This window comes from Acinetobacter sp. AS23 (assembly GCF_023612055.1).
GTDB lineage: Bacteria > Pseudomonadota > Gammaproteobacteria > Pseudomonadales > Moraxellaceae > Acinetobacter > Acinetobacter oleivorans.
The window spans coordinates 3,533,280-3,555,287 of sequence record NZ_CP082274.1 but is presented as its reverse complement, the minus strand read 5'-3'; the positions used below and the strand labels follow the sequence as shown (position 1 = coordinate 3,555,287).

The 22,008-nt window shown below is 40.0% G+C and carries 25 protein-coding genes; 9 read left to right on the top strand and 16 right to left on the bottom strand.

The features are described from left to right. Positions 1-28: 28 nt before the first annotated feature. Both K6I41_RS16840 and K6I41_RS16835 read left to right on the top strand, forming a co-directional pair. Positions 29-532 carry a DUF6586 family protein gene (locus K6I41_RS16840; protein ID WP_004794811.1) on the top strand — a complete coding sequence of 168 codons (504 nt, stop codon included), beginning with the start codon at positions 29-31 and terminating at the stop codon, positions 530-532. Positions 533-644: 112 nt separating this feature from the next. Next, positions 645-923 carry a hypothetical protein gene (locus K6I41_RS16835; protein ID WP_002114792.1) on the top strand — a complete coding sequence of 93 codons (279 nt, stop codon included), beginning with the start codon at positions 645-647 and terminating at the stop codon, positions 921-923. 35 nt (positions 924-958) lie between these two features. Here K6I41_RS16835 and K6I41_RS16830 read toward each other — a convergent pair whose 3' ends face one another. From K6I41_RS16830 to K6I41_RS16815, 4 genes are all read right to left on the bottom strand, one after another. After that, on the bottom strand, positions 959-2,668 hold the full coding sequence (locus K6I41_RS16830; protein ID WP_049837926.1) for a cation:proton antiporter: 1,710 nt from the start codon (positions 2,666-2,668) through the stop codon (positions 959-961). Between the two features lie 151 nt (positions 2,669-2,819). Further along, entirely contained in the window at positions 2,820-2,975 is a 156-nt protein-coding gene (gene rpmG, locus K6I41_RS16825) for a 50S ribosomal protein L33 (RefSeq protein ID WP_003654787.1), read from the bottom strand. 12 nt (positions 2,976-2,987) lie between these two features. Further along, complete coding sequence (rpmB, locus tag K6I41_RS16820; RefSeq protein WP_000048256.1) at positions 2,988-3,224, bottom strand: 50S ribosomal protein L28; 237 nt, start codon at positions 3,222-3,224, stop codon at positions 2,988-2,990. A gap of 167 nt (positions 3,225-3,391) precedes the next feature. Continuing rightward, positions 3,392-4,840, bottom strand: a complete 1,449-nt coding sequence (locus tag K6I41_RS16815; protein ID WP_005302127.1) for a coniferyl aldehyde dehydrogenase — start codon at positions 4,838-4,840, stop codon at positions 3,392-3,394. 112 nt (positions 4,841-4,952) lie between these two features. Here K6I41_RS16815 and K6I41_RS16810 point away from each other — a divergent pair, with 112 nt between their 5' ends. From K6I41_RS16810 to K6I41_RS16790, 5 genes are all read left to right on the top strand, one after another. Then, complete coding sequence (locus tag K6I41_RS16810; RefSeq protein ID WP_005302132.1) at positions 4,953-5,645, top strand: TetR/AcrR family transcriptional regulator; 693 nt, start codon at positions 4,953-4,955, stop codon at positions 5,643-5,645. A 75-nt stretch (positions 5,646-5,720) separates the two neighbouring features. Then, a complete protein-coding gene (gene purU, locus K6I41_RS16805) occupies positions 5,721-6,584 on the top strand; it encodes a formyltetrahydrofolate deformylase (protein WP_005302135.1) in 864 nt (287 codons plus the stop codon). A 378-nt stretch (positions 6,585-6,962) separates the two neighbouring features. Then, a complete protein-coding gene (locus K6I41_RS16800; protein ID WP_013199006.1) occupies positions 6,963-7,712 on the top strand; it encodes an energy transducer TonB in 750 nt (249 codons plus the stop codon). A gap of 42 nt (positions 7,713-7,754) precedes the next feature. Then, entirely contained in the window at positions 7,755-8,375 is a 621-nt protein-coding gene (locus tag K6I41_RS16795; RefSeq protein WP_004641039.1) for a MotA/TolQ/ExbB proton channel family protein, read from the top strand. Continuing rightward, complete coding sequence (locus K6I41_RS16790; RefSeq protein ID WP_003654800.1) at positions 8,375-8,779, top strand: ExbD/TolR family protein; 405 nt, start codon at positions 8,375-8,377, stop codon at positions 8,777-8,779. The genes K6I41_RS16795 and K6I41_RS16790 overlap by 1 nt, the downstream gene beginning before the upstream one ends. A gap of 57 nt (positions 8,780-8,836) precedes the next feature. Here K6I41_RS16790 and msrA read toward each other — a convergent pair whose 3' ends face one another. The 7 genes from msrA to lgt form a co-directional block, all read right to left on the bottom strand. Continuing rightward, a complete protein-coding gene (gene msrA, locus K6I41_RS16785) occupies positions 8,837-9,361 on the bottom strand; it encodes a peptide-methionine (S)-S-oxide reductase MsrA (RefSeq protein WP_013199005.1) in 525 nt (174 codons plus the stop codon). A gap of 100 nt (positions 9,362-9,461) precedes the next feature. Next, positions 9,462-10,517, bottom strand: a complete 1,056-nt coding sequence (locus tag K6I41_RS16780) for an Lnb N-terminal periplasmic domain-containing protein (protein WP_049837924.1) — start codon at positions 10,515-10,517, stop codon at positions 9,462-9,464. A gap of 14 nt (positions 10,518-10,531) precedes the next feature. Beyond that, positions 10,532-11,041 (bottom strand): dihydrofolate reductase, encoded by a 510-nt coding sequence (locus K6I41_RS16775; RefSeq protein WP_013199003.1) that lies wholly within the window; start codon positions 11,039-11,041, stop codon positions 10,532-10,534. 44 nt (positions 11,042-11,085) lie between these two features. Then, positions 11,086-11,928 carry a thymidylate synthase gene (gene thyA / locus K6I41_RS16770; protein WP_005302144.1) on the bottom strand — a complete coding sequence of 281 codons (843 nt, stop codon included), beginning with the start codon at positions 11,926-11,928 and terminating at the stop codon, positions 11,086-11,088. A gap of 117 nt (positions 11,929-12,045) precedes the next feature. Beyond that, entirely contained in the window at positions 12,046-12,408 is a 363-nt protein-coding gene (locus K6I41_RS16765; RefSeq protein WP_250374811.1) for a ferredoxin reductase domain-containing protein, read from the bottom strand. An 11-nt stretch (positions 12,409-12,419) separates the two neighbouring features. Continuing rightward, positions 12,420-12,779, bottom strand: a complete 360-nt coding sequence (locus K6I41_RS16760; protein WP_151821253.1) for a hypothetical protein — start codon at positions 12,777-12,779, stop codon at positions 12,420-12,422. A gap of 78 nt (positions 12,780-12,857) precedes the next feature. Continuing rightward, positions 12,858-13,676, bottom strand: coding sequence for a prolipoprotein diacylglyceryl transferase (lgt, locus tag K6I41_RS16755; RefSeq protein ID WP_005302151.1), 819 nt, complete (start codon positions 13,674-13,676; stop codon positions 12,858-12,860). A gap of 93 nt (positions 13,677-13,769) precedes the next feature. Here lgt and K6I41_RS16750 point away from each other — a divergent pair, with 93 nt between their 5' ends. Then, positions 13,770-14,549, top strand: coding sequence for an NRDE family protein (locus tag K6I41_RS16750; RefSeq protein ID WP_199945031.1), 780 nt, complete (start codon positions 13,770-13,772; stop codon positions 14,547-14,549). 50 nt (positions 14,550-14,599) lie between these two features. Here the strand turns inward: K6I41_RS16750 and K6I41_RS16745 are convergent, their stop codons facing one another. From K6I41_RS16745 to K6I41_RS16725, 5 genes are all read right to left on the bottom strand, one after another. Beyond that, a complete protein-coding gene (locus K6I41_RS16745; RefSeq protein ID WP_250374810.1) occupies positions 14,600-16,792 on the bottom strand; it encodes a PhoX family protein in 2,193 nt (730 codons plus the stop codon). A 176-nt stretch (positions 16,793-16,968) separates the two neighbouring features. Continuing rightward, positions 16,969-19,149 (bottom strand): PhoX family protein, encoded by a 2,181-nt coding sequence (locus tag K6I41_RS16740; RefSeq protein ID WP_144734062.1) that lies wholly within the window; start codon positions 19,147-19,149, stop codon positions 16,969-16,971. Positions 19,150-19,324: 175 nt separating this feature from the next. Beyond that, the gene (tatC, locus tag K6I41_RS16735; protein WP_004794778.1) at positions 19,325-20,095 is read right to left on the bottom strand and encodes a twin-arginine translocase subunit TatC; all 771 of its coding nucleotides are present in this window, start codon (positions 20,093-20,095) and stop codon (positions 19,325-19,327) included. Continuing rightward, positions 20,092-20,526 carry a Sec-independent protein translocase protein TatB gene (tatB, locus tag K6I41_RS16730; protein WP_013198995.1) on the bottom strand — a complete coding sequence of 145 codons (435 nt, stop codon included), beginning with the start codon at positions 20,524-20,526 and terminating at the stop codon, positions 20,092-20,094. The genes tatC and tatB overlap by 4 nt, the downstream gene beginning before the upstream one ends. A 12-nt stretch (positions 20,527-20,538) precedes the next feature. Next, positions 20,539-20,757: a Sec-independent protein translocase subunit TatA gene (locus tag K6I41_RS16725; RefSeq protein WP_004794775.1), complete on the bottom strand. Its 219-nt coding sequence runs from the start codon at positions 20,755-20,757 to the stop codon at positions 20,539-20,541. Between the two features lie 251 nt (positions 20,758-21,008). Between K6I41_RS16725 and K6I41_RS16720 the strand changes: the two genes are divergently transcribed. Next, a complete protein-coding gene (locus K6I41_RS16720; RefSeq protein WP_250374809.1) occupies positions 21,009-21,884 on the top strand; it encodes an AEC family transporter in 876 nt (291 codons plus the stop codon). Positions 21,885-22,008 lie beyond the last annotated feature (124 nt).

Sequence of the window (22,008 nt, the reverse complement as noted above, 5' to 3'; positions counted from 1 at the left end):
AGCGATTTTAGAACAGGAAAGTTTAGTTATGTCACGTGTTGCTCGTTATCATGCCGATCGTACCAATCAGAAGCTCTATTTTGCGCGCTTAGCGTGTCAACAGGCAGAACAGACTGATCATGTGCAGCAGATACAAGCTTACCGTGAAGCAGCTGTATTTCATTTACATGGCGCAATGTTAGCTTTCTTACAAGAACTTGTACGTTATTACCGTTTAAATGAATTGCAACCCACTTTAAAATCTATTGAAGAACATATGGCTGCAAAAGGACAAGTTTCTCCAGAAGTGTCCGTTTTGCAACAATTGGCGAAAGATGGTTTTGTTGCAGAGCTCAAACGAGCTTACCGTATGTGTCAATATGCACCAGAACCTAAAGAGCCGACCCCAGAAGAAGAAACTTCTTCTAATCTCATTATCAAAGTAACTCAAGGTCCTCAATCTTGGTTACCAGATGTTAAGATTTTGCGTGAATGGCATCGTGAATTAAGCCATTTAATTGATGGTTTTCGTAATGAAATGGTCGAGTTCTAAAATTAAACTGCCCGAACGCTTGAAATTTAATCCGGGTGTGCCTATATAAATAAGACAAGAGATGCAAAGTGCAAGGGTGCTTTGCCACCATGTTGAAACATGGAGGAAATATATGTCTATACAGCAATTGAAAGAGTTATTTGGAAATCAAGAAGCCGTTTTGGAATTAGTCCAACTCGAAGGTGGCGAACTCGCCTTGCGTAATGCAGGTTCTGAGAATGAACCCTTGGTTAAAATTCAATTTAGCGATGAAGTAAAAGCAATCTTGGGTGAGCAAACTCCAGTTGTTGCTCAGCATATGATTCAGGCTGCACTATTTGGACTGCTCGAAAAGCAGGTAAATGAATGGCAGGCTGAAGTACTAGACGAACAGCCTAAATTCTTGAGTTAAAAAAAGCGTACTCTTGAGTACGCTTTTTATATGGGTTAATGAATAGTTGACTGATGGGCAAGCTCGATCTGATTTAATATATGATGGCTCATATTCTTTGCCATTTCCTCTTTGGCATAGAACACTTCACCAATATTCTCATCTCTGATTACTGCCGCTTCTTCTTTACTTTCTGCGCAAATTAACACCTGAATTTGAGGGTTTAATTGCTTAGCAATCGCTACAATTCGGTGAATATCTAAAATATCCATAGGTGAGATCACCAAGAGTCTTGCATGCATGATGTGTGCTTGAATTAAAACACCTGGTTCGGTTGCAACACCACTCACAGCAGCAATATTCGACTGACGTAGCTTTTCTACGATTTCACGATTCTCTTCAGCAATAACGACTTTAATATTTTCATTAATTAAATTTTCAGTAATACGTCGTCCCACACCGCCATATCCAACAATCACAACCTGATCGCGTAAGTAAGCCTGATCAACTTCATCGGGTAACATGGCTAATGGGTCACCACTACGTTCAAGAAGTCGGGCTAAGTGAGAGCGCTCGCGAATCCAGCGTTGTACAGGTTCAATGGCAGAGAATATAAAAGAGTTCAGCGTTATCGAAAATAAAGCCCCAGCTAAAATCAGATTTTGTGCTTCTAAGCTTAATAAGCCTAATGAGACGCCGAGAGTCGCTAAAATAAATGAGAATTCACCAATTTGGGCCAAACTCGCACCAACTGTAAGCGCTGTATTAATTGGATAGCGAAAGAATAAAACCAAAGCCATTGCAGCAAGTGTTTTACCTACCATAATAATTGCGATAACGGCCAAAATATGGAGTGGACGCTCAACAAGAATATGTGGGTCAAACAGCATACCCACAGAAACAAAAAACAGAATTGAGAAAATTTCACGTAGTGGAAGCGTTTCTTCTTCTGCGCGGTGGCTAAAGTCTGATTCTTTAACAACCATCCCTGCAAAGAAAGCTCCTAATGCCATTGAGACCCCAAAAATGGCATAAGACCCGTAGGCAATTGAAACAGCAGCTGCAACAACCGTAAGGGTGAATAACTCTCTTGAACCTAAACGAGCAACAAACTGCATAATAATAGGAACAACACGTTTACCTACAATCAGCATAAAGGCAATAAAGCCAATTACTTTTAATAAAGTGAGTCCAAGGGTTAACCAGATATTACCATCTGCACCTTCTGGCGCTTTCCCACCGAGTAAAACTGCTGTAGCTGGAAGAAGTACTAAAACAAGTACCATCACTAAATCTTCGACTAACAGCCAACCCACAGCAATTTTGCCGTTGACTGAGTCTAAAAGACCTCGGTCTCCTAAAGCTTTTAATAATACAACAGTACTCGCACACGACAGGCTTAAGCCAAAAACGAGTGCCGAACCAAAGCTCCATCCCCAGAGCATGGATACACCGACCCCTAATAGGGTAGCGACCGCAATTTGTAAAATCGCACCTGGTACAGCAATACGTCGAACCAGCAGTAAGTCATTTAATGAAAAGTGCATGCCTACACCAAACATCAGGAACATGACCCCGAGTTCTGCGAGCTGATTAGCAAGATGAATATCTGCTTCTATGCCGGGTGTATTTGGGCTAATAATAATTCCGGCAATTAAATAGCCGATAAGAGGAGGAAGTCGTAATCGGGCTGCAAGATAACCAAAAAAGAGGGCAACACCGAAACCAACAGCAAGTAAAACAATTAAATCTACGTCATGCGGCACTAAAAACTCCTTTTACGTGAGTTAGGCTAAAGACAAGCATAAAAAATGCCAAGGCGAAATATGTGGAAAGTTTAACAAAAAAAAGTGAGCTATAAAAAAAATGCAAAAAAAAACGACTTCATTGTGAAGTCGTTTTTTTTCGAGGCTAAAATTATTTGATTTTAGCTTCTTTGAAAATCACGTGTTGACGGATTTTTGGATCAAATTTTTTGATTTCCATTTTTTCCGGCATAGTACGTTTGTTTTTAGTCGTGGTATAGAAATAACCTGTACCAGCTGTAGAAACGAGACGAATCTTATCACGCATTGTTCAGACTCCTTAGATCTTTTGACCTTGAGCACGAAGGTCTGCAACAACCTTTTCGATACCCAATTTGTCAATAATACGCATACCTTTAGTGGTTAAACGAAGACGTACAAAACGTTTTTCGCTTTCTAACCAGAAACGGTGGTGGTGCAGGTTCGGCTCGAACCGGCGCTTGGTTTTGTTGTTGGCGTGTGAGACGTTGTTACCAACGACTGGACGCTTGCCGGTAACTTGGCAAACCTTAGACATGGTGTAACTCCATTGATTCAGCCAACAGCAAATCTGTGGCCAGTCATACTAAATGTAAACGGATGAATTCATTCAAGGGGCGTTTTATACCAAAAATACGATTAAAAGACAAGCGGAATTGGTAAAAACGAGGCATGATTTAGTATAACAGATCATGCCTTGATCAGTTAGCGCAACAAGGTTTTCGAAATGAAACGATGAATGGGCTTATTGAACGGTGGAAGAATGTATTTAAGGCTATAAAGTTTTGGATTAGACATCACCGAACGTTCATGAGAAAGGCTAAAAAAGCCCTCTGGTCCGTGATATTTACCCATACCTGATGCACCAATTCCCCCAAACGGTAAATCATCTTGAGCCACATGGGTAATCACCATGTTGATTCCGAAGTGTCCTGAATGGGTATGTTGTGCAATATAGTCAGCACGTGCCTGATCATAGTCAAAATAATACATTGCTAAAGGACGCGGGCGACTATTAATGAATTCAACAACTTCTTCTATTTGGTCATATTCCAAAATTGGCAGGATCGGACCAAAAATTTCATTTTGCATAATATCCATTGCAGTCGTTACGCCTGTAACTAAAGTCGGCGCAATTTTACGGACATCATCTAAAATTTCATTTTGAGGATTAATTTCAATAATACGAGCACCTTGATCGCGGGCATTTTCAAGATAGCCCTGAATGCGGTTGTATTGCTTGTCATTAATAATAGACGTGTAATCTTGATTATTGCGGAAATGCGGATACATGCCAGCCACAATCAATTTAAAGTTTTCGATGAACTCGGCAGTTTTCCCGCGTGGCAAGAAAATATGGTCAGGTGCAACACAGGTTTGACCCGCGTTCCATAATTTCCCTACAGCAATACGTTGAGCCACATCTTTCATATCCATAGATGCATGCACAAGGGCAGGAGATTTTCCGCCTAACTCAAGAATAACAGGAACCAGATTTTGAGCTGCGGCTGCCATCACTGTTTTACCAACAGAAGTTGAGCCTGTGAAAATCATTTTGTCAAAAGGCAAATGACTAAAAGCGTCTGAAATAACGCCGCCACCATTTACTACAGCAACTAATTCTTGTGGGAACGCTTCTGCTAATGCACTTTCAAGAACTCGACCAAAGTTAGGAGAGGCACTCGAAATTTTGATCATGGCATGGTTGCCCGCTGCCAGCGCACAAATTAATGGCCCAACTGAAAGAAGTAACGGGTAATTCCATGGTGTAATAATACCAATTACACCCATAGGTTGATATTGTACCCAACCTTTTGCTGGCTGATGTAATACACTGATATGGCGTTTTGAAGGTTTCATCCACGCTGTCAGATGTTTACTGTAATATTTGATTTGTTCCAAACTGGTGAGTAGCTCACCAATTTTTGTTTCCATAACTGCACGATTGCCATAATCAAGGTTAATTGCGTCTGCAATCTGATCTTGATATTTTACCAAGACTCTTTTAAGACGAGCTAAACGATCAATACGCTCTTTAGCAGTGGGTACCGGATGACGTAAATAAGCGAGCTTTTGTTGTTCAAGCAAATCATGTAAATGCTTAACATCATAAGGAAGCTGAGTCTCTGGATTTGTTTTTGTTTGACTGTTCATCGGTACTTACCAAATACATTGATATATTTATTTTTTAGAGTAAATACTCTAAATAGTCAAGTCAGTTTATGTGTTCAAGTCTTAACCATGTGAATTATTAAAGGTTATTAAAATGTCTCAACCTAAAGCTCTGAAGACAAAAGACCGGATTTTACAAATCAGTTTGCAGCTTTTTAACGAGCGAGGTGAACGGTCAGTTACAACCAATCATATTGCTGCGGAGTTGGGTATCAGTCCCGGAAACTTGTATTATCATTTTCGGAATAAGCATGAAATCATTAAGGAATTAATGTATCAATATCAGGCCGAGACATTGGAAGTGCTTTCTTTACCTGACGATAGACCATTAACGACCAATGATAAAATTAACTATTTTCAGGTGCTCAGCGGCCAATTATGGAGCTACCGTTTTATTCATCGTGATGTTTATCATTTAGTTGAAAGTAACGAAGACTTTAAAAAGATTTATCCGCGTTTTGCTGGGCAGGTGATGCAGCAGGGGCAAAAGATTTATCAAGCTTTTGTAGATGCAGGTCTTATGAAAATGACGGCATCGGAAATTGAAGCCCTCATTATTAACCTCTGGATTGTATTAACAAACTGGACAAACTTTTTGTATATGTCTGGTCATATTAGTGACAATAACCATTTAGAAGAAAAATGGGTTTGGCAAGCATTACGCCAAATGGTTTTCCTTGAAGGTCCTTATCTTATGGGGGAGAGCCGAGCAACTTATGAGCAGTTGCTTGAATCTCTTGGCCCTTCAGATCTATTTGCTAGCTTATCGTCCTTAAAAGACGAATAGTTGTGCTTGTTTATTTAGGGCGCTAGAATACTCGGCCTATTAAAAGATTTATCTCAATTAAGTGATATTAACCAAATGAATATGACCACTGCCAATACAGCCCGTTTACTGATTACTTGTGAAGACAAGCCAGGGATCGTACAAGCGGTATCGAGCTTTTTGTATCACCAAGGTGCAAACATTACTGCGCTTGATCAGTATGCGACGGAAGCTCAGGGCGGACGTTATTTCATGCGTGTTGAATTTGAACTTGATCATTTACAGTCGCGTAAAGATGCATTAATTCAAACTTTTGCTGCGAATGTTGCTGAGCGTTATGAGATGCAATGGCGTCTTGCTTTCGTTAACGATGTTAAAAAAGTTGGTATTTTAGTTTCTAAAGTTGACCACGCATTGCTTGAGTTGTTATGGCGTCATGCACGTGGTTCGTTACCTTGCGAAATTACTCATGTCATTTCTAATCATGAAGATTTACGTGAATCTGTTGAAAACTTCGGTATTCCATTTACTGTAATTAAAGTCACTAAAGACAATAAAGCTGAAGCTTATGCGCAAATTGATGAAATGATGCAAGGCAATGATTTATTAGTTCTTGCACGTTATATGCAGATTTTAAGCGAAGATTTTGTTGCGAAATGGGAAATGAAAATCATCAATATTCACCATTCTTTCTTGCCAGCTTTCGTGGGTGCTAATCCATATAAGCAAGCTTATGAAAAAGGTGTGAAGTTGATTGGTGCGACAGCTCACTATGTGACAGCTGACCTTGACCAAGGTCCAATTATTGAGCAAGACGTTGAGCGTGTGAGCCACGACTATAATGTTGAGCAATTACGTGAGCTAGGTGAAGATGTAGAGCGTAATGTATTAGCTCGTGCAGTGAAGTGGCATTTAGAAGATCGTATTATTGTTGATGGTAATAAGACCGTTGTTTTTTAAATAACGGTTATTTTAAAAAGCACGCTTCTTGCGTGTTTTTTTATATTTAAAATAAAAATGAAATAATATAACATATCAATAATAAGTGGGGTTATCATAAAAATAGATCTGTTCATGGTGTAAATAGCCCAGCTATTTAAGTTTGGCTAAACAAATTGTGAACATGGGTGTCTATTGATGTAACTATGAGAAAACTAAAGCAAAGACGCTCAGCAGGCACAAAGCTCTGGCACAGAGTAAATGTTTTTCTCAAAAAATAGTTGCAAATGAAAACACTTCTCATTTATTATTGTGGCACTTTATTGTTCTATCCGATGTTTGAAATCGTTTCTATAAATAGAAATCTGAAATCATCATCCATTAGGTAATTAGATTCTTATGAGTCAATCTTCCGCAGCCTTAAACGCTCCCAATCCGATGAAAAAGAAAGTCATCACAGCACTAATTGCAGTTGCAATTGGTCATATCGGGGTCTTATGGGCAGTTAGCCATATTAAGCCTGCTGAATTAAAGCCAATCGATAAGAAACCTTTACAGGTACGTTTCGTAAAAATTCAAGAACAACCTAAACCACTACCTCCTAAACCAAAGGAACCGCCTAAAAAGCCGGAACCTAAAAAAGAGGTAAAAGAAGTTAAAGTTGTTGAAAAGCCTGTGACACCACCGAAAAAAGTGGAAAAAATTCAACAGGTGAAAAAGGCTGAAACACCAAAAGAAACAGTAAAGACAGAACCTAAAGTTGAAACCAAAGTGGTGACAACGACTGTTTCTGAAAAAGTCGTTGAAAAACCAAAGCCAGTAGTACAAGAGGCACCTAAAGCTCAACCCGCTCCAGATCCATCACCAAAACGAGTTTCAATTGGTGGTTCGGGTGTACAGTGGAGTCGTTCACCACGTTTAACAGTTTCTTCAAAAGATTTACAAGGCGAAGCACGCTCTGTCATGGTACTGATTGAAGCCGATGAAAAAGGCAAGATTATTAATGTACGAGTGACGAGAAGTAGCGGTATTCCAAGTCTAGATGACAAAGTTGTCCGTGCTGTTCGCGGTGCGAAATTTAAACCTTATATGGAAAATGGTGTTGCTTATCCAATTAAAGCAGAGCAACCCTTTGATTTAACCCCTTAAATGAATTTGAGTCCCAACGGCTAACCTTAATCAGGAGTTCATATGAACTTTTCAATCTATTGGCAACATGCAGATGCAGTGAGTAAAACCCTGTATTTCATCTTATTGGCAATGTCGATTGCTACCTGGACAGTTTTCATCTTACGTTTGATGGGGACTCGCCAATTAAAGCAACAAGCTTATGCTCAACTTTCTCAGGCTATCACTTCGCTAAAAGCAAAGTTACAACCTTTAAGTTTTGAGCAGCGTAAAGCGGTTGCGGAGCAGGCTCTACTTCGTCAAATTTCTGCTGAAAAAGTCAATGCTGAAAAAGGTATTTCTGTTTTAGGAACAATTGCTTCAATTGCACCATTCGTTGGTTTGTTTGGTACTGTATGGGGTATTTTCCATGCACTTGTTGCAGTCGGTAAAAGTGGACAAGCAGGCTTGGCTCAAGTGGCTACACCAGTAGGTGAAGCGCTTATTATGACGGGCCTTGGTCTTGCAGTTGCGATTCCTGCGGTATTGGCATATAACATTTGTGTACGTGCTAACCGTGGCCTTGCTCATGATTTACAAGATCAAGCGCACAGCTTATTAATTGATACGATGTTGCAGCAAGACTCAACTGTAAAGTCTGATGTTAAAACTGCACAGCAAAGTTATGTTGGAGGTCAAGCTTAATGGCTTTTCAATTGGGTGAAGACCACGATAGTGGCATAAATGAGATGAACCTCATTCCGCTAATCGACATTATGTTGGTGTTAATGATCATCTTTTTGGTCACAGCAACAGTTGCCAACCCATCGATTCCATTAACGCTTCCTAAAACAACTGCTGAAATTATTGATCCACCACCAAAAGCAATTACGATTAGTATTAATGCAAATGGTGAAGTGGCTTGGGATACTCAAGTAATTAGCCTTGATGAGCTTCAAAAACGTTTCCAAGAAGCAGGTCAAGGTGATGTTAAACCAACAGTTCAGCTTCGTGCAGATAAAGAGTCGAAGTACGATACTGTTGCACAGGTAATGTCTCGCGCCAGTGAAGCCGGACTGAGCGATATTGCCTTTGTCAGTGAAAACTAAAATTTAGTTTATCTAATAAAAAAGCAACCAAATTGGTTGCTTTTTTATTGCTCTAATTTATTGATCTTTCATAAGATGCTGGAATTTACTATAGAGCTTGAGCAACTTAGGTGGAATCGCAAAGTTGCAATAACCTTGTGAAGGATTCTTTGCATAGTAATTCTGATGATATTCTTCGGCTGAATAGAACGTTGGAACAGGAGACAATTCAGTCACAATATCAAGATCATCATCTTTTAACGTTTGAATCGTATGTTCCGCTGCTTGCTTTTGCTCTTCATTATAGTAATAAATAACAGAGCGGTATTGCGTGCCGATATCATTACCTTGGCGATTTAAAGTCGTTGGATCGTGAGTCGCGAAGAATACATCGAGTAACTGGGAGTATGTTACTTGCTCTTCATCAAAATCAACCAAGATCACCTCAGCGTGCTGGGTATCTCCTTGACATACTTGCTCGTAGGTAGGGTTAGTCGTGTGCCCACCTGCGTAACCACTAGTTACTTTTTCTACACCGCGTATTTGTAAAAATACAGCTTCGACGCACCAAAAACAGCCGCCGCCAAATAATGCCTGTTGCATTGTTTTTCCCTCTATTTCCTGCCTATTACAATAGGGTTTATGTATTTAAAATACAAAGTAAAGCATGTATAAAAAAGTAAAGAAAAGTGCATTACTTATTTCATTTAGCTTTAGGTAAACCTTGTCGAACGATTTGAGAGAAGTGTTCACTACTCTGATCTGAGAGCTGTTCAAAATTTTCAGTACGTGGATTGATATGTGCAATTTGATACCACTGTTTTAAACTGACGTTTTGATTAAGTGCTTTAAGATCATATAAATAATTAGGTAAGTAACCTGAAGCAATTAGACGATAATCTTTAGGAAGTTGATATGGGTTAATCGCTTGAACCATATCAAAAATTAGAGTTGTACAGTTACTGGTGAGCGTATTGTACCACTCTGGTTTTGTACGTAACTCATCTGATTTTTTAAGATATTCTAAAAATAAAGCTTTTTGCTCAGATCGTGGCATATTGATAGGAAAATTATAAACTTGTTCTTTGCGGATGTTGCTACGCGTATAGACAATATCTTTTTCATCAGAAGCAATTAAGCTCAGTTCATATTTTCTAAAAAAACCACCGATTGCCGAAAACTCTTCAGTTTTTTCTTTGCGAATCTCGATTGAGAAGACCAAAGGTTGTTGATGTGCAAATTCGAAGCTGACCAGTGTATGGGCAATTTGTGGCCCCATCCAGTAAGAAGCAATGATGTTTATTCCATTTAACTGGTTAAGGTCAAAAGTTCGAGTTTCCCAGCGAACATCATAGGTTCCATCGGGATGCCAGTTAAAGTTACGGACATTATGCAAAGTGACAACATCGCCGTGCTTTTCATAGCTCAGCATATTGGCAACTTCAGGGTTCCAGTCACGGTCTTGACGTGCAGTAATCGAAAAATACCAAACGAGAGAGCAGGCAAATGCTAAAAGGTAAATTAGGATGTCTGTACGTCTGCTAACAAGATGGCCTTCGACATATAGGCCCGCCATACTCAGCGCAAAAGCAATCCAGATGCCAATGAGTATGCGGCTGCCTAACCAGCCAAAAGGCTGTTGAACCCAGAGCGCTACACATACCCAGATACTAGAGAACACAATAAACAGCGTGAATAGACTATGTAACAGCCCAAAAAGTAGAGCAATAATAAATTCACGTGTTCCGATATTGTGCATAGGCATCCATAGAATTATTTTTTATAAGTAGCAAACTCGAATGAAGTTCCTGATTTTTCATCAACTTGCTGTTCACTTGCAGTTTTATGAAATTCACTCGGTATTGTTGGATAATGTGCATCACCTTGCACATCTAAGTCAACATGAGTAAGTTCAAGACGGTCTGCAATTGACAAAGTTTGCTTGAATATCTCGCCGCCACCAATGATGAACAATGCCTGCTTTTCAGTATTTTTTACATCTTCTAAAGCTGCATTTAAAGCATCTTCAATTGAATAGGCAATTTTAACACCGTCAAATTGCCAGTTAATGTCACGGGTAATGATCCAGTTCACACGGTTTGGTAGCGCACGACCCATAGACTCAAGGGTTTTACGACCCATGATGACCACGCCACCTTGGGTGATTTCTTTAAAGTGTTTTAAGTCGGCAGAAATATGCCATGGCAACGCATTGCCTTTACCAATACAGTGGTTTTTATCCATTGCCACAACGTGAACAACTTCTACATTTTGCCATGCCATAATCTTATTCTCTAAACCGTAACCTAATGAAATTTGAGTCGTTGTTATACTGCAACTGGTGCTTTAATTGCAGGATGCGACTCATAACCTACAATTTCAACATCTTCAAATTTGAAATCAAATAAGTCTTTTATTTCTGGATTTAGTTTCAATTGGCAGAGTGGTAAAGGCTCACGTGTCAATTGAAGTTGTGCTTGCTCAAAATGGTTGGCATAAAGATGTGTATCACCACCAGTCCATACAAAATCACCGACTCCTAAACCGCACACTTGAGCAATCATATGGGTGAGTAGAGCATAGCTCGCAATGTTAAAAGGCACACCTAAAAACACGTCTGCGCTACGTTGATAAAGTTGGCATGACAATTTGTTATCTTGTACGAAAAATTGAAAAAGCGTGTGGCAAGGTGGTAAGGCTACTTGTCCAGCTTCGTTCGGGTTCCAACCAGAGATAATTAAACGACGCGAGTTTGGGTTGGTTTTAATTTCATTAATTAACCATTTAATCTGGTCAAAACCATCTTGGTTATAAGTACCATCCGCATTTTTGGTTGCGCCAAAATTACGCCATTGATGACCATAGACTGGACCAAGCTCATGCTCTGGGCGGCCAAAACGAGCAGTTTGTTCTGCTGTTGCCCATTCGTCCCAAATTGAAACTTTATTATCTTTTAGATATTGGACATTGGTGTCGCCTTTTAAAAACCAAAGTAACTCAATCACAATAGAACGGAAGTGAACTTTTTTTGTGGTGAGTAAAGGAAAACCTTTAGAGAGATCAAAACGCATTTGATGACCAAATACAGAACGGGTTCCTGTGCCTGTACGGTCGCCTTTGTCACCGCCATTATCAAGGATATGTTGTAGTAGGTCTAAATATGCACGCATAACACTCTCGAGTTCGGATTAATTCCATAAAATAAAAGGGAGACGGTTCATGGATCAATAAACCGTGGAAGATAATAGCATGCTTTGGGAATAGTAAAAACGAGCTAAACTTTATGCTTAAAAACGCTTGGCACGATTTTGATAAATTGAAACCAGAAAAAATCCAACCAGTACAAAGCCTAAAGCTTGTATCGTTACGATCCAATTGTGCTGAGGTGGTAGCATCCACACCACAATAGCAACAATAATAAGAGGGTAAATTCTAATCAGAAACTGGAGGTTAGATTTATATGAACTACGATCTGGAATTTTTGTTTGTAAATATTGCCCGAAATGAAGTCCGAAACCTAACGCAAGGCTAAGAACAATATAAGTCGGCGATAAAGGCTGGACTTGATTGGCTACATAAATTGCAGTACAAACCGCAATTATGAAGATGAGTTTGATATGGCGCGGAGCCTTGTACCAATAAGCCAACATGAAAACCAAACCTATTTCTTAAAAAGCGATTGAGGTGAAAAAATAAAAGCAGCAAGTGCCATAAAAGCAATTCCTTGTACACCCCAAATCAGCAAGTTCGGCATCGCTTTAACAAAAATAAGGGCAAACAAAAGGGCAATAGGGATCCAAGTAAATAGACGGTAGAGCAAACCCGTCGGATTGCTTTGAGCGAAATGCAATTTAAAGTAACGACAGATTAAAAAAACTACCCCAGTTCCAGTAAACATCAGAATCGTATCTAAAGGTAGTGGTTGGTATTGATATAACGCAATACAAATAAGCAGCGTAATAATCAAAATCACTAGTTTTTTAAATGTTGGGACTTGCGTGTTAAACCAGAATTCCAGCATGGTATATCTTCATCTTGGGAGAGTAAAAACTGTAGCATAAAAAAGAAAAGAGGAGCCGAAACTCCTCTAATTTAGATATTAACTATTCTTTTGTGGACCCCAGTCATAAATTTTCTTTTGATAGGCATACCACATCATCCAAAGGCCAATCAGCAACATTGGAATTGTTAGAATCTGTCCTTTTGTCATCCAACCAAAAAGAATGAAACCTTGGTCGGCATCTGGTTGGCGGAAGAATTCCATAACAAAGCGGGCAACGCCATATCCCATTAAGAATAGGGCTGAAACGGCCATACGAGGACGCGGTTTTGAACTAAACCACCACAGAACAATGAATAGAATCAAACCTTCACAAAGCGCTTGATAGATTTGTGATGGATGGCGAACTAGGTGTAACGGATCTGTTGGGAAGATCATACCGAATGGATAATTTGGGTCAGTTACCGCACGACCATATAACTCTCCACCAATAAAGTTACCAATGCGTCCGAACATTAAGCCAGTCGGTACACAAGGGGCAATAAAGTCGAGCGTTTGGAACCATGTTTTTTGGTATTTTTTACACCAAAATAGCATAGCAACCATAACACCGAGAAAGCCGCCGTGGAAACTCATGCCACCTGTCCAGACTTGGAATAACCAAATCGGATTTTCGAGGAATTTATCAAACTCATAGAAAAGGACATAGCCGACACGACCGCCCAGAACAACACCTAGGGCACCATAGAACACTAGGTCGGAAACCATTTCTGATGTCCAGCCATCACGTTGTTTGGCACGGTAGGAAGCAAGCCCCCAAGCACATAAAAATGCCAATAAATACATGAGTCCATACCAATGGACTTGAAGAGGTCCTAGATGTATTGCGACCGGATCGATATTAGGATAGGTCAGCATTGCTGCTCCTTGATCTTACGTTTTGACAGATTGTAGCGGAATGATGTGAAAAATGTTGTACATTCAATGTGTAAAGATAGGGAACAAGAATCAATGTGTATTGTGGCTTTAGCATGGCATGTTTTGGATGATATGCCCTTGTGTCTTATGTCAAATCGGGATGAATTTTATCATCGTCCAACGGCTTTGTTGCATCAGTGGGAACATACCCCCATTGTTGCGGGACAAGATTTGCAGTCGGGTGGCACGTGGATGGGCGTTACGCCTCAAGGCCGATGGGCTGTTTTAACCAACTTCCGTGATGGTCGAGATCAAAAGTCTTATGAGACTTCTCGGGGGCATTTGGTTCAGGCTTTTTTAGAATCTGATTTAATGCCGATTCGATTTGCCCAACAATTAGAACAGCAGCAACAGAATTTTGCTGGCTTTAACTTGTTTATGGGAAATGCTGATCAAGCGGTTTATATGAGTAACCGTGGTGAAGCACCGCAAGTATTGGCTAACGGTGTGTATGTGGTTTCAAATGGCTTGATGTCTGAACATTGGGAAAAAACTAAACATTTACGAACACGTTTTACGCAAGAGTTTTTGCCTATGCTTCAGCATCAGACAGAAGAGTTAACTTTGCAACATGCGGCGTGGGATATTTTGGAAGATGAGCGCAAAGTCACAACTGCTTTATTACCCAACACGGGCATTCAAGCAGAGATGGAAGAGTTGTTGTCATCTACCTTTATTCAAAGTCCTGTGTATGGTACACGCTGTTCGAATTTTCTAAGAATGACTAATAATGAATGGCTTTGGTTTGAAAAGACCCAACAAGGTGAGCACAGCGGTCAAATTGTTCAGCAGCACATTCTTTTAAATCGATAGCAATTAAAAATGCCGATCAATTGACCGGCATTTTTATTGGCATAAACGAATTAGCCTGCGATCACACCGCCATCTTTACGGGTAATCACAACAGTTGCTGAACGTGGACGTGCTGTTTTATTGTTTGGATCTTTCTGGGTTGCTGGCCAGTTACTGTCTGGTGTTGCGTAACTTTTCGAGTCTTCACCAGGGTGTTGAACATTGATAAAAATAGCTTTGTGATCAGGTGTCATGGCAATACCTGTAATTTCACATTGCTTTGGTCCAACCAAGAAACGTCGCAATGTTGAGTCTGTAACTTTAGCACCGACTAGCGTTTGCTGGCCATTTGACGTAGTGGCAGCAGCGCCATCACCAATTTGACCTGGTAGCGCTGCAAGCATCATACAGTTAGTGACATCGGTATAAGCACCATCATCTGTTTGAATCCAAAGTACGCCACGTGGGTCAAACCACATCCCGTCAGGAGATGACAAATCATTATTGTCTGTCAGACCCGATAAGTTGATATTTGAAGCCATCGATGCTTCTGCGCCAAATAGGTAGATATCCCATTTGAAGGTTTCAGCAATGGTTTTGTCATCAGTTTCTTTAAAACGGATAATATGACCGTTAACGTTACCCTTTTGCTCTTTAGTGCCGTTGTAGAGGTCTGTGTAGTTACGTGGGTTTGCAGCATCGGTCGCGTAATCTTTACCACGATTTGAGTTGTTGGTTAGGGTGACATAGACTTCGCCGTTTACTGGATTAACCGTACACCATTCTGGACGGTCCATTTTGGTAGCGCCGACTGCATCTCCCGCCAAACGTGCAAATGTAACAACGTCTGCCTGAGATTTGAAAGGGTAAGTAGTGTTGCTTTCATTTAAGCCATTTTTGCCATAAGCAAGTTCAATCCATTGGCCTGAACCATCATTATTAAATTTGGCAACATACAATTTACCCGCGTTCATATATTTGTCGCCAGCTGTATAACCGCCGTTTACGTCTTTGACATCCCATACAGCAGTCGAGACGAATTTATAGATGTATTCACCGCGAGAGTCATCACCCATATAAAACGCTAATGGCTGACCTGCTACGGCACGGCAAGCACTGTCTTCATGTGCAAAACGACCTAGCGATGTTCTTTTAACTGGGTTTAGACGGTTATCAAAAGGATCAATCTCAACCATCCAGCCGAATGTATTTGGCCCATTACGGTAGTCCTGTGTCGGCTGTACAGCTTTTACATCGGCATTCCAGCGGTCATATAAGTCTTGTGACTCTACTTGGCCAATTGCTGTTTCCCAGCCGTAGCGTGAACCAGATCCCGCCTTTAAGCCATAGCGTTTCAATGCAATAATTTCTTCTGGAGTACGTAACGCGTCATCAGTCGTACTACGAGCAAAGTAACCCATAAAGTTTTCTTCGGTAGTTAAGTATGTGCCCCAAGGTGTATAACCGTTACCGCAGTTATTATGGGTGCCACGAGTTTGACGACCAGCAGGTGAGAAACGAGTTGCAAGCAAACTAGACCCAGCAGCAACACCTGCAAAATTCATCTCTGTTGATGCCGTAATGCGTCGGTTAAAAATTGATTTTTTATCAATGACTACTTTTTGAGTTGCTGCATCTTTTTTGATGTGAACAATAGATACGCCATGCGCATTGGTCTCACGAATCACTTCATCTTCAGGGCGGTGTCCATTAACTTTTGTGGGGCCTTTTGGGTGAAGGAAGGTCTGGTTGATATATTCGTGATTCATGACCAACAAACCTTCAGCCGAAACACTTTCATCAAAGTTGTTTTTTGAAGTATTTAAGCCAAAGAAATGCATACCGTCATGGCAATCACCAGAACGGAACTGGAAGCTTGGACCAGATGGGATATTATTGTCGTCCCAGTCACCAAAAGCAGGGTTGATTGAATCACCTAAAGCGTAAATGACATTTGCTTCATAGCCTTCAGGTACAGTCACAATATCGTTGTGGTTTTTCGCCACTGCGGTAAAAGTTAATTTCTCTGGTTTTTTATTTGGATCTACAGGTGGGATTCCACCGTTGTTAGAACCTGAATCATCATTACTATCATTACAGCCTGTTAAAGTTGAGGCTAAAGTTAAAGCTACAGCACCGCTTGCTGCTTTAGTAATTAAACTACGGCGACTTACATGTTGTTCTAAAATGTCACGGAAGTGGATATTGTCAGAAGTATTATTGTCCAGTTCTTGATCTTCATGATATGGCGTCAGCTCTGTCATGGGAAATTCCTAAGTAAGTAAAGAAATAAAGAGATTGTTCTAAAAATCTTCATTAGCTTAGTTAGGTAGTGTGACGAGGCTTTGACGTTTTGATGATAGGTTTGTGAAATAATTGATCGTTTAGTCAAAAAAAGAAACCTGCACAAGGCAGGTTTCTTCTATTTTGGTGAAAGAGATTATTTTTTCACAACAGATGGAGCAATTGGGTCGGCAGTGATATAGCCAACCGCTGCTGCAAATTTATTGCTGTAGTTTGTATTAATCGCCGTATCAATTTGCGAAAGTAAATCTGCACTGATACCAGTACGAACACCGTTAGTTTCTTTATAGAAACGATTCCATTCATCACCTGGATGTTGGAAGTTACTCATGATGTAAGTCCAACCGTTTACTTCATCGACTGCGTGTAGACCAGTTGATTCTGCACCTGCTGGTGTAGACAAGATACGGATGAGCTGTTTAGTGTCGACATTGTAAGCCCATAAGAAGTTATTTAAGTGGTTACCAGAGTCTTCACCGATAAATAATGTACGTAGCTTTTCAGAGAACTTCAAGTTGTCAGGGCTAGCAATCTGTTCTGGATCAGCAGTGTTACCTAAGCTGTCAAAGCTAATGTCTTTACCTTTAATGAGAAGACTAGATTGGCTAGGTACCCATTCACTGTTAATTGCTACATTTGAGCTGTCTTTTTGGCCGCCTGTCAGTTTATGCTCCAAAATACCACCAGCCGTGATTTTCGGGAATTTAACGTTGTGCTCAGCAAGGTAACCGCTACCGCCTTCAACCATTGAATCAACAATGTTAGCTAAAGCTGAATATGCGCGTTTATCTGCAATATTTACAGTCGTACCTTCGTTCTTGGTCAATGCCATTGAAGCACCAACGTAAGCTGCATAACGGTGTGTCTCAAGGAAAGCCGCTGCAAGTTTAGTTTTGTCGCTGTTATCTTTAAGCTTGAGATAAACACCAGTTTTGCTCAAATAAGTAAATTTAAAACCTTGAGCTTCTAATTCTGCTTTTTGAGCAGCTTGTTGTAGTTTTAAGCGATCTTTCGCAGCTTTTGCTAAAGCTTGTTGTTCAGGTGTACCTTTATCTCCAGCATCAATAGCTTCAACTTCTGCTGTCGTTGCATCGCTTGGATATTTGGCAATTTGTAGAACCGATTCGAAAATATCAGTTCCTTTGATACCGCTCTTGATTAGGTTTTCAATCTCTACACTTGTCGCATGACCAAGCTTGATCCATGAGATCTGACCCGTCGTTGTATCTGTAAGTACTGTTGTATATTTTGCAACGTAAAGTGTGCCGGCAGATAGGTCTTTCTCTTTATCTGCAACGAACATGAAGAGACCACCATTGGTATAGTCGTCACCCATCAAAACTGTACGGTTATCTGGGAAAACTTGTACAAGCTCATGTGAAATACGGCCTAAACAGTAGTGCTTTGTCACACGACCCGTTCCATCTGCATTTACGGTAATTTCTGGTAAATGACCGTAGTTATATGGGTTAGCCGCATTTTCATCACCATACACATTTTTACTGAATGCTTTAAGTGTTGAAAGTGATTGACCTAACTTTTGGTTGAAAGCATCTGGTTCATATTCTTCACTCGATAAATGAGTTCCCCATGGTGACAAGCTTGCACCACAAGTAATCCATAAACCATGTGCACTTGAAGTGTCTACATTGTGATATTTAATTAAAGTCAAATGACCAGTTTTCGGGTCTTGATCTAAAGTAAGTACTGCAATCGGAGATGATAATTTACCGTACGTATCACCACCATTTTGGTCTTTTGATAAATATTCAAACTGAACGACATGGAACACTGGGTTACCAGTTACACCTAATGCTTTCTTGTCTGCATCTGTGAAATCTTTGCCAGTCGCTTGTTTGAAGCTAATCAGAGAACTACCATCTGGACAGTCAGAGAAGAATTGACGTTCTTTACCTGCAACTGATTTATCGATAATTGGCTTATTATTGATGTCAACATAACCACCCGCGATAATCTTTCCGCCTTTACCATCAGGAACTTCTGTACCTGTTAAGAAGAATGGTTTGTAAGCAAGTTGATATTCGGTTTTACTGCCATCTTCCCATGAAATAGCAAGCTTTGATGCACATGCTGTTGTTGCGATCTCTGCTACAGTAGACGGTGCAGGCATTGACGTGAACGTTGCATTTTTAAAGTTAATTGGTTTTGATGGAGTGGTAACGTCTGAATCATCATTACTATCGTTACATCCTGCTAACGTTGCTGCCGTAGCCATCGCACCTAATGGAAGAAAAGGGATCCCCGTAAACCATTTTAAAATGTCGCGACGTGTTGGGTGGTTAGAAGCAGTTGTCATAATAAATCCGTAACTTTTGTGAGTATATTTGTTGAGTTGATTCTATGGACTGGAAATGACACTTTTCTTACATTTTTAAGTCACTTTGAAGACAGTTTATTGCTTTGTAGATTAAAAAGTGGTCTATATAAAAAAGCCTGAACTTACAGGTTCAGGCTTTTTCTTAAATATTATTTTATTCAGCAGATTGAGCTTTTCTTTTCTCAAGAATTTTACCGAACAATAATCCAAGTTCGAAAAGCAACCACATCGGGATTGCCAACATCACCATAGAAATTGCATCTGGTGGGGTAATGAACATCGCTACAAAAAAACAGCCCACAATGATAAAACGTCTTTTTTCAGCAAGACTTTTTGTATTTACCACACCAATTAAAATCAGTAGAAGCGTCGCGATTGGAATTTCAAAAGTGACACCAAAAACTAAAAACAGCTTTAAGCAAAAGCTTAGGTAGCTATTAATATCCGTCATAGGTGCAACAGTTTCAGGCGATACACTAATAAAGAAATGTAAAATCGCAGGAAGTGTAATGTAGTATGCAAAGGCAACTCCGGCATAAAACAAAACGATACTACCGATGAGTAATGGCAGTGCTAAATGACGTTCTTTTTGATATAATGCTGGGCGGACAAAAGTCCAGATTTCATAAAGAATAAATGGCATTGCCAGCACAAGCGCGACAAATAAATTGAGTTTAAAAGGTGCCATAAAGGTAGCTGTTACATCTGTTGCAATCATTGACGATGATGCAGGAAGTTGCAGCCTTAAAGGTTCAGATAATAATTGGTAAGTATTATTTCGAAACGGTAATAAGCAAAAGAATAAAAATAATGTTACCCCGACAATCCTAAATAAATGACGTCTTAAAACGACCAAATGATTCATGATTGGCATTTGGTCTAAATTTTCTTGCGTATTTACAGTCGTTGAAGGCAGTTGGTTCATACGGCAATCTTCAATTTAACGGGAGGTGTTTCTAAAGTGTCGCTTTGAGATGCCAAAGGTGTAAATTTGGCAAGAAAGGGCACTTCATAATGACCCGATACAGGGGAGTACATCGTAGACTGAGATATAGTTTCAGCTACCTCAGTTTTTTCTGAATTGTCTGAAGTAGTCTGTTTTTGTATTTCTTCAAGTTGTTGTTGTACTTTGCGTTCTAGTGCTTCAATGCGGTTGAGTTCTTCTTGCATTTCTTTTCGAAATTCAGAAAGACGCAACTCTTGATCAATCTCATTTTGCAAATTGGTAATATAACGTTTTAGGCGAACATACCAGCGACCAGCAAAGCGTGCGGCTTCTGGAAGTTTATCTGGGCCTAAAACTAAAATTGCAATAATTGCAAAACAGAGTAGCTCTGTCATTCCTACATCAAGCATGGTGGAAAACCTTTAGCTTTTCACTGATGTGCTGTCAGGGGTTTTGACTTGGGCATCAATTGTACGTGGAGTATTAAGAGCAGCAGTTTCGTCTTCTTCACGAACTGATTTTTTAAAGTCTTTTACTGCACCGCCTACGTCTTTACCGATATTTTTTAATTTAGATGTACCGAATAATAAAATAACGACAATTGCAAAAATAACGACGTGCCAAATAGATAAACCGGCCATGATCTTATACCTCTTTTCAGTTTGCTTTATATCAACAGGTTGCTATGACAACAATGTGACATTTATATGTCATTTTTAAGACAATAGCCGTTAGTCAAAATCTAAAAGGGTAGTTTTATAAAGGCTGTATTGGATTGTTATTTTAGAGAGAGCTGAGAAAGTGAAGCTTAAATTACTTGAAATGGAGAGTACATTTCACTTTGAAAAGGTGTAGCATAACAAACTGATTTTGATGGGTGAGAGGAGAAAACGTGGCGTTATTATTGCCAATATTGGCGTTTATCACTGGACTTTTACTTGCTCAGACTTCTCTTTCAGAAACGATAAAACCTGTTCTTTCAGCTTGGCTTGCCCGCTTACTAATTCCAGTTGTGATTATTTACAACATGGTATTTTATCAGCCGGGTAGTTTGAGTTTGATGCTCTTTAGCTTCGGTTCAGCATTTCTTATTTTCTTTGCATATTTAGCTTTATTTAAAGACAGATTATTAGCGCTTTGCGTGAGTTATACCAACATGGGCTGGCTCGGTTTTCCTTTTGCCATGGCTTTATTTGGCCCTGATGCTACGGCCCCAATTGTTGCGTTATATATTGGAATGTCTCTTTTTGGAAATGCATGGGCTGTTACGGCAGTCACTACTGCACCACAAAGTAAGCTCAGCATATTAAAAAAGGTTCTGTCATCTCCACCGTGTATTTCAATCTTTTGCGCGCTTGTGCTCAGACTTTTAGGTGCTCAACATATTGAACATCCTGCCATACATTGGGTGTATGAGGTGGCCAAGTTCGCAATGACTTTTGCTGGAATGTGTGTATTGGGAATGTGGTTGCGTCGTACCCGAGTGCATTTAAAAGACTTAATCTACAGTACCAAAGCTCAGGCGTTTAAGGTGGTGTGTGGGTTTATTCTTTGTGGACTAACTTATAGATTTCTACCGATTCCAAATATAAGTCAGCAAATTGGAGTGATGTTTTTAATGTTCTGTCTGCCACCAGCAGCCAATATTGTAGCCCTAGAAACACATTATCAAGGAACAGGAAGATCTGCGGCTTATATCGCTTCTGGGACGATTGTGAGTTGTGTTTGTATTGCGATTTATGCAGTGTTTCTACATTTCCCACTATAATTTTTAAACTTCTTTCACCACATTTGCTTGTGCGAAGGCGGCATGGATGCCGCCATGTCACTGCGGTAGCAAGGATGTACCGTCAGTGACATAAATGGTTTTGTTACTTTTGCCAAAACAAAAG

Coding starts and splice junctions, on each gene's coding strand:
- rpmB (WP_000048256.1), bottom strand. CDS start 3,224: ATGTCTAAGGTTTGCCAAGTTACCGGCAAGCGTCCAGTCGTTGGTAAC.
- msrA (WP_013199005.1), bottom strand. CDS start 9,361: ATGCAACAGGCATTATTTGGCGGCGGCTGTTTTTGGTGCGTCGAAGCT.
- K6I41_RS16780 (WP_049837924.1), bottom strand. CDS start 10,517: ATGCACAATATCGGAACACGTGAATTTATTATTGCTCTACTTTTTGGG.
- K6I41_RS16745 (WP_250374810.1), bottom strand. CDS start 16,792: ATGACAGAGCTGACGCCATATCATGAAGATCAAGAACTGGACAATAAT.
- K6I41_RS16795 (WP_004641039.1), top strand. CDS start 7,755: ATGAACTTTTCAATCTATTGGCAACATGCAGATGCAGTGAGTAAAACC.
- K6I41_RS16800 (WP_013199006.1), top strand. CDS start 6,963: ATGAGTCAATCTTCCGCAGCCTTAAACGCTCCCAATCCGATGAAAAAG.
- lgt (WP_005302151.1), bottom strand. CDS start 13,676: ATGCTGACCTATCCTAATATCGATCCGGTCGCAATACATCTAGGACCT.
- K6I41_RS16790 (WP_003654800.1), top strand. CDS start 8,375: ATGGCTTTTCAATTGGGTGAAGACCACGATAGTGGCATAAATGAGATG.
- tatC (WP_004794778.1), bottom strand. CDS start 20,095: ATGAACCAACTGCCTTCAACGACTGTAAATACGCAAGAAAATTTAGAC.
- tatB (WP_013198995.1), bottom strand. CDS start 20,526: ATGCTTGATGTAGGAATGACAGAGCTACTCTGTTTTGCAATTATTGCA.
- K6I41_RS16840 (WP_004794811.1), top strand. CDS start 29: ATGTCACGTGTTGCTCGTTATCATGCCGATCGTACCAATCAGAAGCTC.
- K6I41_RS16740 (WP_144734062.1), bottom strand. CDS start 19,149: ATGACAACTGCTTCTAACCACCCAACACGTCGCGACATTTTAAAATGG.
- K6I41_RS16815 (WP_005302127.1), bottom strand. CDS start 4,840: ATGAACAGTCAAACAAAAACAAATCCAGAGACTCAGCTTCCTTATGAT.
- K6I41_RS16810 (WP_005302132.1), top strand. CDS start 4,953: ATGTCTCAACCTAAAGCTCTGAAGACAAAAGACCGGATTTTACAAATC.
- K6I41_RS16750 (WP_199945031.1), top strand. CDS start 13,770: ATGTGTATTGTGGCTTTAGCATGGCATGTTTTGGATGATATGCCCTTG.
- rpmG (WP_003654787.1), bottom strand. CDS start 2,975: ATGCGTGATAAGATTCGTCTCGTTTCTACAGCTGGTACAGGTTATTTC.
- thyA (WP_005302144.1), bottom strand. CDS start 11,928: ATGCGTGCATATTTAGACCTACTACAACATATCCTTGATAATGGCGGT.
- K6I41_RS16835 (WP_002114792.1), top strand. CDS start 645: ATGTCTATACAGCAATTGAAAGAGTTATTTGGAAATCAAGAAGCCGTT.
- K6I41_RS16725 (WP_004794775.1), bottom strand. CDS start 20,757: ATGGCCGGTTTATCTATTTGGCACGTCGTTATTTTTGCAATTGTCGTT.
- K6I41_RS16775 (WP_013199003.1), bottom strand. CDS start 11,041: ATGGCATGGCAAAATGTAGAAGTTGTTCACGTTGTGGCAATGGATAAA.
- K6I41_RS16760 (WP_151821253.1), bottom strand. CDS start 12,779: ATGCTGGAATTCTGGTTTAACACGCAAGTCCCAACATTTAAAAAACTA.
- K6I41_RS16765 (WP_250374811.1), bottom strand. CDS start 12,408: ATGTTGGCTTATTGGTACAAGGCTCCGCGCCATATCAAACTCATCTTC.
- purU (WP_005302135.1), top strand. CDS start 5,721: ATGAATATGACCACTGCCAATACAGCCCGTTTACTGATTACTTGTGAA.